Below are 17,486 nucleotides of genomic sequence, written 5' to 3' on the forward strand. Positions count from 1 at the left end.
AGGCCGCGGTATTCGACCACCTCACCCGATCGGGAGGACCGCAGTGCCTGACGGAGACGTCCTGCTCTCGAACACCGACGGCACCATCCTGGCGCAAGGCCCCGCCGTGCTCGTCTGCGAGTGCCGTGGCGACGGCCTGGACCTCGCCGTCCGCCGCGTCGCCACGTTCGCGCTCGTCGCCTCGCTCGTCGTGGCGGGCATCGTGGCCGCGCGCGCGGCCCCCTTTCCCATCCTCTTCATCGCGGGTACCTGGACCGCCGGAGCCGCCGCCGCGCTGCTCGCCGTCCGCCGGCGCCGCCGGCTCCACGGGCTGTTCCGCCTCGACTTCGAGCGGCACGAGCTCATCCAGGACGGCCGTGGCTTCCGGCGGACCCTGCCGATCGAGGCGATCGTCGGCGTCTCGACCCCGCCCGCCTCGGACACGGACATCGACGAGCCGGGCCTCGCGCCGCGCTGGCTGCTCCTCCACCTGTCGACCGGGGAGCAGCTGCGCCTGGGCAGGGCGCCCGCCTACGCGCTCGGACCGGCGCTCGCCTTCCTCAGGCGGGCCGGCGTCGAGCCGTGAGGGGCGCGCCCGCCGCCGGCCAGCTCCGCGCCGTCAGGGCCTCGGCAGGCTGGGGTAGGCCGGACCGAAGTCGTTGCGCATGTCGCGGACCGTCGAGAGGAACGGCGTCTTCACGGCCTCGTCCCGGTAGATCGGCCTGACGACGCACGTATCGTCTCCGCACTCCCCCGCTTCGGGGAAGATCACGTCGGCGACGAGCCAGAACCTGTCGCCTGAGTCCTCCGGAACGAACGCGACGGGCACCTCGGGGTCGTAGAAGCCGGTGGGCCCGAGGTCGGCCCCGAGCTCGCCGTTGCAGTAGATCTTGACCCGCGGGTGCACGTCGAACGACACGCTGCCGCCGAAGTAGTGCACGGCGATGCGCATCCAGCTGGCCTTGGGCGGGAAATCGACGTTGATGTTCTCGGGCGCGCAGAAGGTCGGGTCGTCCGGATCCGTGGTGCGGTGGGCGCACGAGATGTTGTCGAGATCGAGCCGCGGGCTGTGGCACCCCCTGCCGTGTTCGCGCCATTCCTCCCCCACGCCGCGAGGCGCGTAGAAGCAGCTGTTGTTGGTCTCCTCCGGATCCAGGTACCAGTTCACCGGCTCGGGGGGCGTCGCCGCGTCGCTGAACCACGTGATGGCCGAGCCGCCCGAGAGGCTGTCGAGCGTGCAGTTCCCGTAGCCGCACGCGGCGCTGGAGCCGCCGACCGTCCAGGGCTGCATGTTGCTCGGCTTGTGGAGGTAGAGATCCATATCGACGCTGGCCGGCTCGTGCTCCCACTCGAGCTCGACGCGGAGGCCGCGGGCGCCGACGAACAGCGGGTAAACGCAGGTCGCGGTCTCGCCGCTCGCCAGGCTCTTCGTGTACGTGACCGTGTACTCGCCCGACTGGAGCGGCTTGAAGTCGTCCGCCGGCCCCTGCCCCCCCACGGAGGGGCACGGGTTCACGCCCGGCGGGCACGTCACCGTCCACACCTCGGAGCCCGGCTGCGCGTCCTCGCTGAACGTGCCGGTGCCCTCCTTCAGATCGACGGTGGTGAACGGCGCCGCCTGGAGCGGGTGGCAGCCCGCCACGTCGTTCCGGTGGCAGTCCTGGTCCGCGTGCACGCCGCCGACGCACGGGCCCCACGTGCCCGTCTCGTCGCAGATCTGGGTCCCGGGGAAGCACCCCGGGCTGCGCCGGTACGACGGATCGCCCCGGAAGCAGGAGTGCGCCTGCCCGGCGATGCACCCGCAGCTCTCGTCGATCATCCCGTTGCAGTCGTCGTCCAGCCCGGCGTGATCCACGCCGAGCTCATCCACGCCGCACAGCTCCGTCGGACCGCAGGCGCTCCCGCACGGGTTGACCGTCACCGGCAAGCCCTCGTGCGTCCCTTCATCGATATCGCCGAGGAAGCCGCCGTAACCTTCCGAGTCGCCGGGCTGGGCGGTCGCCACGCCGGCGCCGCCCGCCCCGCCGGCGCTGCCGGCCTCGTCGGCGCGCGAGCCGCCGCCCGTCGCCGGATCGAACGTGAGCCGCTTTCCCTCGGCGCTGCAGCCGGCCGCGGAACCGGCGCCCGACGCCGCGATCGCGATCGCGACGGGGAGCACGGAGGAGACACGAAGACGAGACATGATACCTCCACTTGGAGACCTAGACGCGGTGTCGCCGCGGCCTGCGCCCGCTCCGCGCGACGGCGAAGCGCGCCGTGCACCAGGCACTACGGCGTGAAGCAAAGCGGGTACCGGTGTCCCCAGCGCGCGCGGACGCGCGGCTCGGGACGCCAGATCACGAAGCCCCGCCCCTCATCGAGTAACAAGAACCACTGTCATGCAGACTCAGCAGGGTGAGTCGCAGGAGGAGGACTCCCTAGCACGGACTCCGTCCGGCGATGGACACAATGAGCCGCCTTCAGCCGGCGAGAGGCGCCCTCGCCAGAGGCAGAGTCAGGCAAATCACCAGCTCAGCCAAGGAGCCAGACAAATCATCCTCAGACAGATCGCCACGGAGCTTGCCTTGCTGGCCGGTGTGGCGTTGCGCCTCACCGCTCCTCTGCGTGGGGCAAGGCGGCGCCTGCAGAGCTCGTGCGCTCGCGACGGCGCGCTCGTGCGCGCTGACGTGGCGAGGCCTGGCCGGTGAGCTGGAGGGGATACGGCTCAGGGCGCGCGGCGCGCGCTCTCTTCAGGGCAGCGGGGGGTAGGCGGGACCGAAGTTCGCCTCGACGTCGTCCCGCGTGGTGAGCAGCGGCGTCATCGCGCTGGCGTTCTCATAGAGTGGCTGCACGATGCAGGCCGCCTGGCCGCACTCGTCCGGCTCGGGGAAGAGCACGTCGGCGACGAGCCAGAACCTCTTGTGTCCGTCCGTGGGCTTGAACGCGACGGGCCGCTCCGGGCTGTAGAACCCCGTGTGCCCCAGATCGGCCCCGAGCGCGCTGTCGCAGAAGATCTTGATCCGGGGGTGGATATCGTGCTTCGCGCTGCCCTGACCATAGTAATACACGCCGATGCGCATCCACTGACCCTTCGGCGGATAGTCGAGGTTGATGTTCTCCGGCGCGCAGAAGTCTACGTCGTTGGGGTCCGTCACGGTGGGGTCGCATTTCCAGTTGTCGAGGTCGAGCCGCGGGTTGTGGCAGCCAAGACCGTTGGCCTCCCATTGCTTCCCCACGCCCCGAGGGGCGTTGAAGCAGCCATTGTTGCCCGGCACCGGGTCGAGGTACCAGTTCACGGGATCCGGGAGCCTCGCGCTGTTCAAGAACCAGCGGATATCCGAGCCCTTTGACGAGAAGTGGTCGATGGTGCAGTTGTAAAAGCCGCAGTCCACCGACGAGCCCGACATGCTCCAGGGTTGCGTGTTGTTCGGCTTGTGGAGGTGTAGATCGAGATCGATGTCGCCGACGTCGTGCTCCCACTCGAGCTCGACGCGCAGGCCGCCAGCGCTGACGAAGAGCGGGTACTGGCAGCTCTGGGTAGCGCCGCTCGCGACGCGCTTCGTGTACGTGACGGTGTACTCGCCCGACTGCAGAGGCTTGAAATCGTCCGCTGGATCGGTGCCGGCCACTCCGGGGCACGGGTCGACGCCGTCGGGGCAATCCACCGTCCACAGCTCGGATCCCGCGACCGCGTCCGCGCCGAACGCGCCGGTGCCTGCCTTGAGGTTCACATCGGCGAAGGGCGACGCCTGCATCGGGCGGCACGGAGCGCCGCTATCCATATGGCAGTTCTCGTCGGCGTGCACGCCGCCGACGCACGGGCCCCAGGTGCCGGTCTCGTCGCAGATCTGGGTGCCAGGAAAGCAGCCCTCGCTGTTCCGGAACGACGGATCGCCGCGGAAGCAGGAGTGCGCCTGACCGGGGATGCAGGCGCACGTCTCGTCGATCGAACCATCGCAGTCGTCGTCGAGGCCGAGGGTCGCGCCGGTACATAGCTCCCTGTCGCCGCACGCGCTCCCACAGGAGTTCACCACCACATCGCCCTGCGGCTCGCGCCCTCCATCGATGTCGAGGAGCCCACCCAGCCCGTCGACTCCGCCGGTCGTGCCGCCCCCTCCCACCCCTGTATCGTGAGCTCCGCTCGAGTCGAGCTGGTTGGACGGACCCGTCGCGCTACAGCTGGCCGCGAAGCCAGCGCTGGACACGGCAGCGCCAACCACGATGAGGAGCGAGAAGGAGAACCGACGTCGACCCATGACACCTCCGCTTGAGGGATGCTCGATGCCGCGACAAAGCGGGCTCACACCCCGCTCGATACCCCGGCATTCCAGGAGCTCACGCGAGTGTAGCAAAATCAGCAAGCGACAATCGCACTGCAAGCGCGACAGGAGAACGTCGCTCGCTCACCGTATGCTGTTGTCGATCCAGGAGCGGTCGATTGCCCACATCCACCGATGCGCTGCGGGCGCCAGAGCGGCCTAGACGCGGCGTCCTGCGGCGCCCCATAACGCGGCGCCAGGGCGCCGCCTCATTGCCGGCGAGCGGAGCGCGGCGCCATTGCGCCGTGGCGTACCATTGCGCCGCAGCGTGCAGGACGGCGCCCACGCACGCACAGGGCGCGAAGCTGGCGCCAGGGGATCGCCTATCCGATGATCGGGAGCTGCCGAGCGCCCTTGGCCCTCGCAGGCTGCGGCTCCGGCTGCGGCTGCGCCACGGACGAAGCGGCCGTCTCCTCGATGTGCACGCCGGAGCGGAAGCGCTGCTCGCCGCCCGCGATCTTGCGGTGCGCCAGCGTGTGCTGCATGAAATTCAGCGGGAAGAAGCCCGCCAGCTGGATCCAGCTCGACTGCCGCGTGAGGGTGAACCTGCGCCATATCGACGACGGCGAGTAGAATTTCGTCCACGCGGACACCCACCCCTCCCGGAGCCGCTCCCGCGACATCTGCTTGGGAACGAAATAGGGTGAGCCGGCGTCGTGGTCGCGGCGCAGCCACCAGCGCTCGTCCGTGAGGCGCCCCTCCGCCTTGAGGCGGCGGTACAGCTGCGTCGCGGGGTACGGGGTGAGGATGGCATACAGCGCCATCGTCAGCTTCATGTCGATGCCGAACTCCACGGTGCGATCGAACACCTCGGGATCGTCCGTATCGAAGCCGAAGACGAAGCTCCCCCAGACGGAGATGCCGTGATCGTGGAGCATCGCCATCGTGTCCTTGTACTGGGAGGGCCGGTTCTGCCGCTTTCCGGTGAACTTCACCGTCTCCTCGTCGATGCTCTCGAAGCCGATGAAGAGCGCCTTGCACCCGCTCTCGGCCATGAGCTTCACGTTCTCGAGGCGCTTGACCGCGGCGAGCGAGCACTGGCCTATCCAGTGCTTCTTCAGCGGGACCATCCGGGTGAAGAGCTCTTTCGAGTAAGCCCGGTGGATCATCACGTTGTCGTCCGCGAACATGATGAGCTTGCCGAGCGACCGGAGCTCGCTCAGCACCTCGTCGGTCGGGCGGAACCGCATCGTGGTGCCGTTCGCCGTCGACACGCTGCAGAACTCGCACGGATACGGGCAGCCGCGCATCGTCTGCACGACCTGGAACGGGATGTACTTCTTGGAGGTGAACAGGTCGCGCCGCGGCGGGGGCCTGCCCGCGAGGCTCGGCAGCTCCGGGCGGTAGAACGGCTTGAGCTCGCCGCGCTTCACGTCCGCGAGCAGGGCGGGCCAGGCGTCCTCCGCCTCGCCGACCACGACGGCGTCCGCGTGCTGCAGGGCCTCGTCGGGGCAGGCCGTCGGGTGGATGCCGCCGAGCACCACCTTCACGCCGCGCCTGCGGTAAGCGGCGGCGATATCGTAGCTGCGGCGGGCGGTCTTGCTGTCGACGCTGATCCCGACGAGGTCGACGTCCTTGACGTCGCGCTGGAGATCGAAGGGCTGTACGACGTCATCGGTGTAGATGATCTCATCCTCGGGGGGCGTGAGCGCCGCGAGGGTGCCGAGCCCCACCCGGGGCAGGTACGCGGAATCTTCGCTTGCCGTGGCGATGAGCTCGATCTGCATGGCCGATCGTGCTTATCACGGAGCCCCAAGGAGACCCACGACGAATGAGCTTGCTCTCTGACGCCGCAGTCTTTCTCGGCGCGGCCGTGGTCGCCGTGCCGCTGTTCAAGCGGATCGGCCTCGGCGCGGTGCTCGGCTACCTCGTCGCGGGCGCGCTGCTCGGCCCGTGGGGGCTGCGGATCATCACCAACGTCGAAGACATCCTCCACTTCTCGGAGCTCGGCGTGGTGCTGCTGCTCTTCCTCATCGGCCTCGAGCTCCAGCCGTCGCGGCTCTGGGTGCTGCGCCGCGCCGTGTTCGGCCTCGGCGGCGCGCAGGTCGCCGTCACGGGCGCGCTCATCGGGCTGATCGGCGCCGCGCTCGGCCTGCGCGCCGACACGGCGGCCATCGCGGGCGTCGGGCTCTCGCTCTCGTCGACGGCGTTCGTCCTGCAGATCCTGGCCGAGAAGGGCCAGATGCAGTCGCAGCACGGCCGCTCCGCGTTCGGCATCCTGCTCTTCCAGGACCTCGCCGTGATCCCGCTGCTCGCGGTGCTCCCCCTGCTCAGCCACGCGGGCGGGGCCCCCGCCGAGGGGAGCGCCGTCGCCTCGTCGCTCAAGGCGGTGGCCGTGCTGCTCGCGGTCGTCGCCGGCGGCCGCTACCTCGTGCGCCCCGTCTTCCGGGCCATCGCCGCCACCCACGCCCACGAGATCTTCACCGCGGCGGCCCTGCTCGTCGTGCTCGGCACGGCGCTCCTCATGGTGCAGGTGGGCCTCTCCATGTCGCTCGGCGCCTTCATGGCGGGCGTGCTGCTCGCCGACTCGGAGTACCGCCACGAGCTCGAGGCGGACATCGAGCCGTTCAAGGGCCTGCTCATGGGGCTCTTCTTCATCGCCGTCGGCATGTCGGCGAACATCGGCCTCGTCGTCGCGCGGCCGCTGCTCGTCCTCGGGCTCGTCCTCGGCGTGATGGCGCTCAAGGCCGCCGTCCTGTTCGTCCTGGGCAGGGCGACCGGGCACGCGCGGGGCTCCGCGCGCGACCTCGCGCTCGCGCTCCCGCAGGGGGGCGAGTTCGCCTTCGTCCTCTTCGGGATGGCCGCGGGACAGGGCATCATGGACAGGCTCCTCGCCGACCTCCTGATCGTCGTGGTCACCCTGTCGATGGCGCTCACGCCGCTCGTCATCGCGCTCGGCGACGCGCTCGTGAAGCGATGGCGGCGGGGCGCGCCAGAGCGCGAGTTCGACGCGATCGACGACAACGACCCCAGGGTCATCATCGCCGGATACGGCCGCTTCGGGCAGATCGTCTCTCGCGTCCTCCGCACGAGGAAGATCCCCTTCACCGCGCTCGACGCGAGCGCGACGCAGGTCGACTTCGTCCGCAGGTACGGCAACAAGATCTACTACGGGGACGCCTCCCGGCTCGACCTGCTCCGCGCGGCGCGCGCCGACAAGGCGAAGATCTTCGTGCTGGCGATCGACGACGTCGCGTCGTCGGTGAAGACGGCGGAGGTGGTGAAGCAGCACTTCCCGGACATCCGGATCTACGCGCGCGCCAGGAACCGCCAGCACGCGTATCAGCTCATGGATATCGGCGTTACGGTGCTGGAGCGGGAGACGTTCCTGTCGTCGCTCGAGGTGGCGGCGCGCGTGCTCGAGGGCCTCGGGATGCGGGAGCGGGACGCCCGCGCGACCATCGAGCGGTTCAGGGCCCACGACGAGAAGGTGCTGCTCCGCGGGCACGCTGTGCACAACGACGAGGTCAAGCTCATCGAGGCGGCGAAGCAGGCGGCGCAGGAGCTCGAAGGGCTGTTCGAGTCCGACGAGATCGCGCCGTCCGGAAGGGACGACAAGGCCGCGGCGGTGTGACGCGAGGCGAGCGAGCCGCCGTCGCGCCCGCTCACTCCTGTTCCTGCTTCGCGCCGATGCCGTGGCGGCGCAGGTAAGCCCGCACGTGCGCCCGCTCCATGCCCGCGCGCCGCGCCATCTCGCTCACGTTGCCCTTCGCGTCCTCGGACAGGGCGGCGAAGTAGTCGCGCTCGAACCGCGCGAGGACGTCGCGCTTCGCCTCCTGGAACTGGCGGCCCTTCATCGACGCGAACGAGCTGCCGGCCGCGCTGCCGCCGGCGCCCGGGGGGATCGACGGCGAGGAGGAGCTCGGGTGCACCGGCGTCTCGGTGAGGGCGCCGAGGTGCGCCGCGATGTCGATCTCCTCGCCCTCGGCGGCGAGCGCGAACGCGACGGCGACGGCGTTCCGGAGCTCGCGGACGTTGCCCGGCCAGTCGTGCCGCATCAGCCGCTCGAGCGTCATGTTCGAGACGCGCTCGTAGGCGCTCTCGTCGCCGAGATCCTTCAGCATCCGGCGGACGAGCACGGGGATGTCCTCCACGCGCTGCCGGAGCGCCGGCAGCTCGATCTTGATCTGCGCGACGCGGAAGTAGAGGTCGCTCCGGAAGTTGCCGCCGTTGACGGCCCGCACGAGGTCGCGGCGCGTCGCCGCGAGCACGCGCACGTCGACCTCGCGGTAGCTCGAGCCGCCGACGCTCTTGATGCGGCGCTCGGCGAGCGCGCGGAGGAGCTTCGGCTGCACCTCGAGCGGCAGCTCGCCGAGCTCGTCGAGGAAGATCGTGCCGCCGTCCGCCTCGATGAACGGCGAGAGGCGCTTGTCGACCGCGCCCGTGAACGCGCCGCGCTCGTGGCCGAACAGCGTCGCCTCGGCCAGGGTCGGCGGGATCGAGCCGCAGTCCACGACAACGAACGGCTTCTTCGAGCGGGCGCTCGCCAGGTGCAGCGCCTGCGCGACGAGCTCCTTGCCCGTGCCGGTCTCGCCCGTGATGAGCACCGTGAGGTCGGTCGGCGCCATCTTGGACAGGCGCTCGAAGATGGCCCGCATCCCGGGGCTGCTCGCCACGAGCGGGCCGAACGACGGGATCGCCGAGACCGTGATGCGCTCGGGCCGCAGGGGCTCGAACTGGATCTCGGTCTCGCCGAGCCGCAGCTTCGTGCTCGTGAGCAGGTAGATGTCGCCGACCCGCACGCCGCCGACGAAGGTCCCGTTCCGGCTGTCGAGATCGCGCACGCGCACGCCCTGCTCCGTGGCGACGAACTCGGCGTGCACCGCGCTGACCTTGGCGTCGTCGAGGACCAGCTGGCAGGCCGCGTTGCGGCCGACGATGACGGGATCGGTGCCGATCTCGATCCATCCGCCGCCGCGCGCGGCCGACGATTTCGTGAGGCGGATGCGCCCGCCGCGCACCTCGACCCGGTTCTTCGTGCCTACCGTTGCGTCGAGCAACTCAGTGCCTCTCTGTCTTGCGGCGCGAAGGGGGTCCCTCCGGCCGGGGAATCTCTGCGCCCCCGCCCCTGCTCGGCGGTGGCGGCGGCGCGCCTGCGCCCGCCCTGCTCGGCGGTGGCGGCGGCGCGCCTGCGCCCGCCCTGCTCGGCGGTGGCGGCGGCGCGCCTGCGCCTGCCCTGCTCGGCGGTGGCGGCGGCGCGCCTGCGCCCGCCCTGCTCGGCGGTGGCGGCGGCGCGCCCGCGCCCGCCCTGCTCGGCGGTGGCGGCGGCGCGCCTGCGCCCGCCCTGCTCGGCGGTGGCGGCGGCGCGCCCACGCCCGCCCTGCTCGGCGGTGGCGGCGGCGCGCCTGCGCCCGCCCTGCTCGGCGGTGGCGGCGGCGCGCCCACGCCCGTCCTGCTCGGCGGCGCCGGCGGCGCGCCCACGCCCGTCCTGCTCGGCGACGCCGGCGGCGCAGCGGCCCTGCTCGGCGGCGGCGGCGGCACGGTGCTCCCGGCCCTGGGAGGGGCGAGCGGAGCAGGGGGCGGCGAGCTGTGGCCGGCGTCGGTGAAGCCGCCGTTCTCCGTCATCGTCGGGGGGCCGTCGACGACCGTGGGGTTGTCTTCCAGGAACGCGTCGGGCAGCTCGGAGGGATACCTGCTCCGCTGCGAGCGGCGCGTCGCGCGGGTGATGTTCGCCGGCTGGATGGCGCGCCAGCTCGACAGCGCCTCTCCCGCGGAGCCGAAGCGCCCTTCGCGCCGGCGATCGAGCGCCCGCTCGAGGAAGCGCTCGATGCCCACCGGCCATTTCTCGCCGGTCGCCTCGGCGAGCGACGGCGCCGGGCGGTCGAGCTTCATCGCGACGAGCACCGCGGCGTTCGCCCCCTCGAACGGCAGCCGCCCGGACAGGGCCCGGAAGGCCACCGCGCCGACCGCGTAGATGTCGGCCCGCTCGTCGGCCCGCGCGGCGCCCCGCACCTGCTCCGGCGCCATGTACGCGAACGATCCCAGCGTCGCGTCGAAGGCGGTGAGCGTCGGCTCTTCCTTCTCGCGCCGCGTGAGCTTCGAGATGCCGAAATCGAGGATCTTCGCGCGCTCGCGCCGGTCCGGCAGGCCGAGGTGCTCGAGGTAGATGTTGCCCGGCTTCAGATCGCGGTGGATGACGCCCGCGGCGTGCGCGGCCACGAGCCCCTGGAGCACGTCGTCGATGATCGGCCCGACCTCGCTGAACGGCAGGTACTGCTCGCGCTTCAGCCGGTCCGCCAGCGACTCGCCGTCGAGCTGCTCGAACACGAGCAGGTGCTCGCCCTCGTCCGTCTGGCCGACCTCGAGCAGCTGGCAGACGTACGGGCTCTGGATGGCCGAGGCGATCTTCGCCTCGCGGTCGAAGCGCCGCACGAGATCCGGCTTCATCGCGGCGCGCGCCAGCAGGACCTTGATGGCGACCTGCTGATTGTCCGATTCCCGTGTTGCTGCCCAGACTTCGCCCATGCCGCCCCGCCCGAGCAGGCGGGTGACACGGTAGCCAGCAACGACGTCGCCCGGGTGGATCGCCACGTAACCTGGATCGGGACCGTACCACCGCCACTCTCGGACAGGTGAGAAAAAAGCGAGCGTCCGGGGAAAGGCGGTGATTCCCGGAGCGAGCAGAACCGATCACGGAGCGGCGCGCGGCGCGGCTCGCGGCGCGCAATCCAGGCGCGCGGCGCGCAATCCAGGCGCGCGGCGCGCGTCGCGCGCTCGTGACGTGACAGCGCGCCGCTGCGATCGGAGCACGAACCCAACGAAGGGGGCGCGATGGTTCGGAGGGCCACGGCGAGCCGCGCAGGCTCGATGAAAGATCGTCGCGGCGTCGTCGCCGCAGCCCGCAGCCCGCGGCGCGCGGAATCCCGGGAAGAATCCGAGGGACGCGGCACTAGCCCGAGGCGACATGATTCTGTAGGCTCGGCGCGCCATGCCGCGCACAGCCGAGGACGTCGAAACCTACCTCCTGCAGCTCGATCGCCGGTTCGAGAACGACGCCGGTACCTACCTCGTCTCGGGGGGCGCGGGAGCGCCGCCGATCGCGATCCGCATCGACCCGCCGATCGTGGCGGTGCGCGTCTCGATCGGCCCTGTCCCCGGGGACGACGCACACCAGACCAAGCTCTTCCGCCGCCTGCTCGAGTACAACGCGACGGATCTGATGCATGCTTCGTATGGGATCGAGGCGGGCACCGTCGTCCTGTCGGCGGCGCTGGAGCTCGAGAACCTCGACATGAACGAGCTCGAGGCGATCCTGAGCGACATCGATCTCGCGCTCGCCCGCCACGTCCCCGTGCTGCACGATCTCGCGCTCAGCTGAGCAGACCCGCCGCGCCTTTCGACCCTGCGCACCCCGAGAGTTGGAGCTGATCTATGGGAATTTTCGCGCGCCTTGCGACCCTCATCAAGTCGAACCTGAACGACCTCATCAGCCGCTCGGAGGACCCCGAGAAGATGCTGAACCAGGTCGTCATCGACATGGCAAACCAGCTGATCGAGGCGAAGAAGCAGGTCGCCGTCTCGATCGCCGACGAGAAGCGGCTGGCCAAGCAGGCCGAGCAGGAGGCCGCCCACGCCGCGGAGTGGGAGCGCAGGGCGATGCTCGCGATCAAGGCGGGCGACGACGCGCTGGCCAAGGAGGCGCTGAACCGCAAGAAGGAGCACGACCAGCTCGCCACCTCCTACAAGGACCAGTGGCAGAAGCAGAAGCAGGCCGTCGACCAGCTGAAGACGGCGCTGCGCCTCCTGAACAACAAGATCGAGGAGGCGAAGCGCAAGAAGAACGTGCTCATCGCCCGGAAGAAGCGGGCCGAGGCGCAGAAGGCCATCCAGGAGACGATGAGCGGCCTGAACAACGCCTCCGCCTTCGAGACGTTCGACCGGATGGCGAACAAGATCGACCAGATCGAGGCCGAGGCCGAGGCCGCCGGGGAGATCGCCGAGCAGTACACGGGCGACACGCTGGCGCACCGGTTCGGGCAGCTCGAGGCGACGGCGGGCGCGGACGACGAGCTGCTCGCGCTCAAGCGGAAGATGGGCGTGCTCCCGCCCGAGCCGCCGCCCGCCGCGGCGCCGCCGCCTCAGGTGCGCGTGGCCGGCGCGGGCGGCGCGCCGGCCGCCGCGCCCCAGGCCGAGCAGGACGAGCTCGCGGCGGCGATCGCGGAGCTCGAGGCCGAAGAACAACGTGAACAAGCCAGGATGAAGCGCTAGAGCACGCCTGCCCATGAGCCAAGCCGCCACGGCGCTCCGCCCGGCCGGACCGAACGCCTCTCCCGCCGCTCCCATCCCAGTCCACGCCGAGGAGGTCGGCGCCTTCCTCGAGCGCGTCGGGGTCAGCTCGTCCGGCGGGCTCTCCGACGCCGAGGCGCAGAGGCGCCTCGCGGAGCACGGCAAGAACCGGCTGCCCGAGACGAAGAAGAAGAGCGCGCTCGTCCGCATCCTCGAGCAGTTCGCGAACCCGCTCGTGCTCACGCTCCTCGCCGCGGCGGCGATCGCCGTGGTCGTCGGCTTCACGGCCGACCAGGACGAGAGCTTCCTCCACCGGTTCGGCGACGCGATCGCGATCCTGCTCATCGTGATCCTGAACGCCTTCCTCGGTTACTACCAGGAGCGGCGCGCGGAGGCGGCCCTGGAGGCCCTCCAGAAGCTCAGCGCGCCGAACGCGCGCGTCCGACGCGGCGGCAAGACCGTGGTCATCGCGGCCGAGGACGTCGCGCCCGGCGACATCCTCGAGCTCGAGGCGGGCGACTCGGTCCCGGCCGACGCGCGGCTCGTGCAGACGATCAGCTTCGCGACCGAGGAGGCGGCGCTGACGGGCGAGAGCGCGGCCGCTGTCAAGGACGCGCTCGCCCCGGTCGCGCGCGACGCGCCGCTCGGCGACCGGGTCACGATGGTCTTCACGGGCACGAGCGTCGTGCGCGGCAAGGGGCGCGCGGTGGTGACCGCGACCGGCGTGGGCACCGAGCTCGGGCGGATCGGCGAGATGATCCGCTCGGTCGGCGAGCAGAAGACGCCCCTCGAGGAGCGCCTCGATCGCTTCGGCTCCGTGATCCTGCGGGTCTGCCTGGCGCTCTCCGCGGTGCTGCTCGGCTGGGGGTTCATCCGGGGCGGCCGGCCCTGGCACGAGCTCCTGCTCGAGGGCGTGAGCCTCGCGGTGGCCGCCATCCCCGAGGGGCTGCCCGCGATCACGACGATCACGCTCGCGCTGGGGATGCAGCGCATGGCGCGGCGCGGGGCGATCGTGCGCAAGCTGCCCGCGGTCGAGACGCTCGGCGCCGCGACGATCATCGCGTCGGACAAGACGGGCACGCTCACCCAGAACGAGATGACCGTCCGCAACGTGTACGCGGGCGGCCGCCGCTACACGGTGACCGGCGAGGGGTACAACCCGGCGGGCGCGCTGCGGGACGAGCACGGCGCGGAGGTCGTGGACCACGCGGCGCCCCTCACGTACCTGTTCGCGACGGTCGCGCTCTGCAACAACGCGTCGCTCGACGAGGACCGCGCGACGGGCCGCTGGAACATCGTCGGCGATCCGACCGAGGGGGCGCTGCTGACGCTGGCCGCGAAGGGCAACTACTCGCGCGAGTCGGTCGCGCCGTCGCACGCGTTCGTGCACGAGCTGCCGTTCGACAGCGACCGCAAGCGGATGACGGTGATCACGCGGGACGAGCGCGGCCGCGAGATCGCGCACGTGAAGGGGAGCGTCGACGTGCTCCTCCCGCTCTGCGTGAAGTTCGCCGACGACAAGGGCGTGCGGGCGCTGACCGAGGACGACCGCGTCGCGATCGTCGCCGAGGCCGATCGCATGAGCGCGGCCGCGCTGCGCGTGCTCGCGATCTGCCGCCGAGTGCGGCTCAGCCGCGACGAGGACGACATCGAGCGCGAGCTCACGTTCCTCGGCCTGGTCGGGATGATGGACCCGCCGCGGCAGGGGGTGAAGGAGGCGGTGGCCGAGTGCCGCCGCGCCGGCATCCGCGCCGTCATGATCACCGGCGACCACCGGCTCACCGCGACGGCGATCGCCAAGGAGATCGGGCTCTGGGACGAGGGCGACGAGGCGCTCAGCGGCGCGGAGCTCGCGGCGATGGGCGACGAGGAGCTGGCGCGGAGGATCATGCACCTGCGCGTCTTCGCCCGGACGACGGCGGAGCAGAAGCTCCGGCTCGTGCGGGCGTTCAAGGCGCACGGCCACATCGTGGCGATGACGGGCGACGGCGTGAACGACGCGCCCGCGCTCCGGGAGGCGCACATCGGCGTGGCGATGGGGCGCGGGGGCACCGACGTGGCGCGGCAGGCGGCGGACCTCGTGCTGGCGGACGACAACTTCGCGACCATCGTCGAGGCGGTGCGCGAGGGGCGCGCCATCTACCGCAACATCCAGAAGTTCATCTTCTTCCTGCTCTCGTCGAACATGGGCCTCCTCGTGGCCGTGTTCGTCGTCTCGTTCTTCGGCAAGTGGCCGCCGCTGACGCCGCTCATGATCCTCTGGATCAACCTCGTGACGAACGGCCTGCCGGCGCTCGCGCTCGGGATCGATCCGCCGGATCCGCAGCTCATGTCCGAGGCGCCGCGGCCGCGCGACGAGGGCCTGCTCGTCAAGCGCGACTACCTCGGGATCCTGTACGTCGGCGCGATCATGGGGCTCGCCGCCGTCGCGCTCTACGCGACGTCGGACCAGACCGAGGAGGCGCTGCTCCGCACGCGCGCCGTCGCCTTCTCGCTGCTCGCGCTGTCGCCGCTCTTCCACGCCTGGAGCTGCCGGAGCCCGGTCATCTCGCTCTTCGCGTCGAAGCCGCTCATCAGCCTCCCGCTCCTGCTGGCGGTCGCGGCGAGCGCGGCGATCCACCTGATCGCGCTGCTCGTGCCCGCGCTGCGCCCGGTCTTCCGCACGTACGCGATGTCGTCGAACGAGTGGATGCTCCTGCTCGTCCTCTCGGCGCTCATCGTGCCTGCCGTCGAGATCGCAAAGCTCGTGTACCGCCGGATCCGCCCCGAAGGCGCCGGCCCCGCCCGCCTCACGCCCTCTCCCAGGCCGCACGGATGACAGCAGGCGAGGGCCTCGGCACCGCCGGGCCCCCTCGCCTGCCACGTCGAAATCGTCGCCTCGCGGCGTCCACGGGGCCACATCGGGTGGACGACGTGGGCGACGCGGAGCGATCCGGAAAGAAAGTGCTCGTGGTAAGAACAAGCGGGCGCGGAGAGGCGTCCAAACCCGAGCTTATGAGACGTAAAACACACTCGCACCGTGCGCCGGGGGCGCAAACCTCCGGCTCTCGCTTCGCCGCGCTCGCGCCCGTCGCGCTGGCGGCGCTGACCACCGCCGCCCCCTCCCCCGCCCTCGCCGCCGGCACGCCGATCGCGGCGCCGCTCGTCGAGTCGAAATGGCTCAAGCTCGACGGGGTCCCGAAGGAGTGGCCGGTGGCGTTCACCTCCCTCGGCCTCAAGCTCAAGGGCAAGCCCAGCAAGGCCGATCTCGCCGCCCAGGTGGCCATCGCCTACGACGACGCGCGGATCTACGTGGCGGCGGACGTGACCGACGACACGCTGCGCGGCGGCGCCGATCACGTGAAGGTCGTGATCGGGTTCCCTGGCGGAAAGGTCCAGGAGGTGGCGCTCTACCCTGGGCAGCCGGGCAAGACGGCGGGGAGCGTCAAGGTCCCGGGCGGCAAAGCGGTGGCCGGGGCGAGGGTCATCGAGGCCCCCCGCAGCGGCGGGTACACCCTGGAGGCGAGCGTCCCCTGGACGGCGTTCCCCGAGGCGGCGACGACCCGGGTCGGGCTGCGGGCGGGGCTCTTCGTCCACGACGACGACGGCGGAGGGGTCGACGCCGTCGTCGGCAGCGCCGCCTCGGAGGCGTACGCGTCGCTGTCGCCGCTCGCGACCGAGCCGGAGCTCGCGCTCACCGACGGCCTCCTCCGGAGCAAGGGCATCCAGGGCCGCGCGAGCTACGACCTCGTCGCCGACGTGGCCGGCGATGCGATGCGGGAGCGGGTGCTCGTCTACGAGCGGTACATGATCGTCCTCGGCCCCGGCTTCCGGAAGGGCGCGCAGTACTACTTCGAGGACCTCGGGGTCGACGCCAAGGACGGGATGCTGCCGTCGCTCACGGCGCGCGACCTGACGGGCGACGGCCAGGCGGAGCTCATCCTGCGGAAGCGCTCCGGCAGCAGCGCGAAGTACCGCGAGGTGATCCACGTGCTCCAGTTCGGCGCCGGCGACACGCCGAAGCCGATCTTCCAGCACGAGATCGCGATCGCGACGGAGAAGGGCTCGGTCGTCAACGACGTCGACTTCGTGGCGGACGGCGACAAGGTGGCGATCCGCGTGGAGCCGGGCAAGGCGACCAAGTACGACGCGAGCAACTACGCGGAGGGGGTCGAGACGACGTACGATCCGCTGCTGTTGCCGTGGGGGTCGATCAAGTCGCAGCTCTACAAGCTGACCGGCGGGGTGTTCACCAAGGCGAGCGAGCAGCGGCAGGCGGGCGCCGCGGGGCCGCGCCCGGCGCCGGCGAGGGCCGAGGAGGCGCGGGCCGCGCCGAAGCCGGCCGGCCTCTCGCCGGCCGAGATGCTCGACAAGGTGTACGCCCTCTACCGGCGCGACCGGAGCGCCTCGGCGAGCAAGCCGCAGTTCGACCTCGGCGCCGACGTGGCCGGCGGCAAGGAGCCCGAGCGGGTGCTCCTGCACGACCGCGACATCGTGGTGTTCGGCAAGGGGTTCCGGGGCGGCGCGGGGTACGCGTTCATGACGCTCGCGCAGTTCGCCTCTCCGGCCGACATCCGCTCGGTCCGCGCGCTCGATCTCACCGGCGACGGCAAGGCGGAGATCATCGTCCACGGCACCGTCCGCGCGGCGGCGCCGAAGGAGGCGGGCGGCGGGACCGTGGACCGCGACGTCGTGATGATCTTCCGGGTCGACGGCGAGAGCCTCCAGCGGATCTTCGCGGCCGAGGTGGCGCGCAGCGTCGGCGACAAGAAGATCGCCGGAGAGCTCAGGTTCGTGCGCGTGGGCGACAAGATGGGGATCGAGCTCGCCCCGGGGAAGGCCGTCGAGTGGACGGAGCAGACGTACCCCTTCAACCAGGACAAGGCGCCCGTCGGCGGCTTCGAGCCGCTGCTGCTGCCGTGGGGGGGCGCGCAGCCGGCGCGGTACGTCTGGAACGGGTCGATCTTTGCCAAGTAGGCGGGAAGAGGGCCTCGCGGGGTCAGA

At 71.2% G+C, this 17,486-nt stretch carries 11 protein-coding genes; 6 read left to right on the forward strand and 5 right to left on the reverse strand.

The genetic code is table 11. The annotated features are described in order from the left end of the window. The first annotated feature begins 43 nt into the window (after positions 1 to 43). Positions 44 to 565 (forward strand): hypothetical protein, encoded by a 522-nt coding sequence (locus WMF29_RS29495; RefSeq protein ID WP_437323476.1) that lies wholly within the window; start codon positions 44 to 46, stop codon positions 563 to 565. Positions 566 to 598: 33 nt separating this feature from the next. Here the strand turns inward: WMF29_RS29495 and WMF29_RS29500 are convergent, their stop codons facing one another. The 3 genes from WMF29_RS29500 to WMF29_RS29510 form a co-directional block, all read right to left on the reverse strand. Continuing rightward, positions 599 to 2,161 (reverse strand): hypothetical protein, encoded by a 1,563-nt coding sequence (locus tag WMF29_RS29500; RefSeq protein ID WP_437323477.1) that lies wholly within the window; start codon positions 2,159 to 2,161, stop codon positions 599 to 601. 547 nt (positions 2,162 to 2,708) lie between these two features. Then, positions 2,709 to 4,214 (reverse strand): hypothetical protein, encoded by a 1,506-nt coding sequence (locus tag WMF29_RS29505; RefSeq protein WP_437323478.1) that lies wholly within the window; start codon positions 4,212 to 4,214, stop codon positions 2,709 to 2,711. A gap of 386 nt (positions 4,215 to 4,600) precedes the next feature. After that, the gene (locus WMF29_RS29510) at positions 4,601 to 6,004 is read right to left on the reverse strand and encodes a B12-binding domain-containing radical SAM protein (protein ID WP_437323479.1); all 1,404 of its coding nucleotides are present in this window, start codon (positions 6,002 to 6,004) and stop codon (positions 4,601 to 4,603) included. 44 nt (positions 6,005 to 6,048) lie between these two features. Between WMF29_RS29510 and WMF29_RS29515 the strand changes: the two genes are divergently transcribed. Next, entirely contained in the window at positions 6,049 to 7,851 is a 1,803-nt protein-coding gene (locus WMF29_RS29515) for a monovalent cation:proton antiporter-2 (CPA2) family protein (RefSeq protein ID WP_437323480.1), read from the forward strand. A 31-nt stretch (positions 7,852 to 7,882) separates the two neighbouring features. Here the strand turns inward: WMF29_RS29515 and WMF29_RS29520 are convergent, their stop codons facing one another. Both WMF29_RS29520 and WMF29_RS29525 read right to left on the reverse strand, forming a co-directional pair. Beyond that, positions 7,883 to 9,277: a sigma 54-interacting transcriptional regulator gene (locus WMF29_RS29520; RefSeq protein ID WP_272094392.1), complete on the reverse strand. Its 1,395-nt coding sequence runs from the start codon at positions 9,275 to 9,277 to the stop codon at positions 7,883 to 7,885. 1 nt (position 9,278) lies between these two features. Further along, positions 9,279 to 10,808 (reverse strand): serine/threonine-protein kinase, encoded by a 1,530-nt coding sequence (locus WMF29_RS29525; protein WP_437323481.1) that lies wholly within the window; start codon positions 10,806 to 10,808, stop codon positions 9,279 to 9,281. A 397-nt stretch (positions 10,809 to 11,205) separates the two neighbouring features. On the opposite strand from WMF29_RS29525, the gene WMF29_RS29530 reads away from it, so the two are divergent. From WMF29_RS29530 to WMF29_RS29545, 4 genes are all read left to right on the forward strand, one after another. Next, the gene (locus tag WMF29_RS29530; RefSeq protein WP_272094394.1) at positions 11,206 to 11,595 is read left to right on the forward strand and encodes a hypothetical protein; all 390 of its coding nucleotides are present in this window, start codon (positions 11,206 to 11,208) and stop codon (positions 11,593 to 11,595) included. Positions 11,596 to 11,648: 53 nt separating this feature from the next. Beyond that, a complete protein-coding gene (locus WMF29_RS29535; protein WP_272094395.1) occupies positions 11,649 to 12,485 on the forward strand; it encodes a PspA/IM30 family protein in 837 nt (278 codons plus the stop codon). Between the two features lie 13 nt (positions 12,486 to 12,498). Continuing rightward, on the forward strand, positions 12,499 to 15,321 hold the full coding sequence (locus WMF29_RS29540) for a cation-translocating P-type ATPase (protein ID WP_437323482.1): 2,823 nt from the start codon (positions 12,499 to 12,501) through the stop codon (positions 15,319 to 15,321). 176 nt (positions 15,322 to 15,497) lie between these two features. Further along, positions 15,498 to 17,459: a sugar-binding protein gene (locus tag WMF29_RS29545; RefSeq protein ID WP_437323483.1), complete on the forward strand. Its 1,962-nt coding sequence runs from the start codon at positions 15,498 to 15,500 to the stop codon at positions 17,457 to 17,459. Positions 17,460 to 17,486: the final 27 nt, after the last annotated feature.

The organism is Sorangium sp. So ce381, assembly GCF_051473845.1.
Taxonomy (GTDB): domain Bacteria; phylum Myxococcota_A; class Polyangia; order Polyangiales; family Polyangiaceae; genus Sorangium; species Sorangium atrum.

What these genes read in the sequence shown, in the direction of transcription:
- WMF29_RS29500 (WP_437323477.1), bottom strand. Translation starts at nt 2,161, where the DNA reads ATGTCTCGTCTTCGTGTCTCCTCCGTGCTCCCCGTCGCGATCGCGATC.
- WMF29_RS29505 (WP_437323478.1), bottom strand. Translation starts at nt 4,214, where the DNA reads ATGGGTCGACGTCGGTTCTCCTTCTCGCTCCTCATCGTGGTTGGCGCT.
- WMF29_RS29510 (WP_437323479.1), bottom strand. Translation starts at nt 6,004, where the DNA reads ATGCAGATCGAGCTCATCGCCACGGCAAGCGAAGATTCCGCGTACCTG.
- WMF29_RS29515 (WP_437323480.1), top strand. Translation starts at nt 6,049, where the DNA reads ATGAGCTTGCTCTCTGACGCCGCAGTCTTTCTCGGCGCGGCCGTGGTC.
- WMF29_RS29530 (WP_272094394.1), top strand. Translation starts at nt 11,206, where the DNA reads ATGCCGCGCACAGCCGAGGACGTCGAAACCTACCTCCTGCAGCTCGAT.
- WMF29_RS29535 (WP_272094395.1), top strand. Translation starts at nt 11,649, where the DNA reads ATGGGAATTTTCGCGCGCCTTGCGACCCTCATCAAGTCGAACCTGAAC.
- WMF29_RS29540 (WP_437323482.1), top strand. Translation starts at nt 12,499, where the DNA reads ATGAGCCAAGCCGCCACGGCGCTCCGCCCGGCCGGACCGAACGCCTCT.
- WMF29_RS29545 (WP_437323483.1), top strand. Translation starts at nt 15,498, where the DNA reads ATGAGACGTAAAACACACTCGCACCGTGCGCCGGGGGCGCAAACCTCC.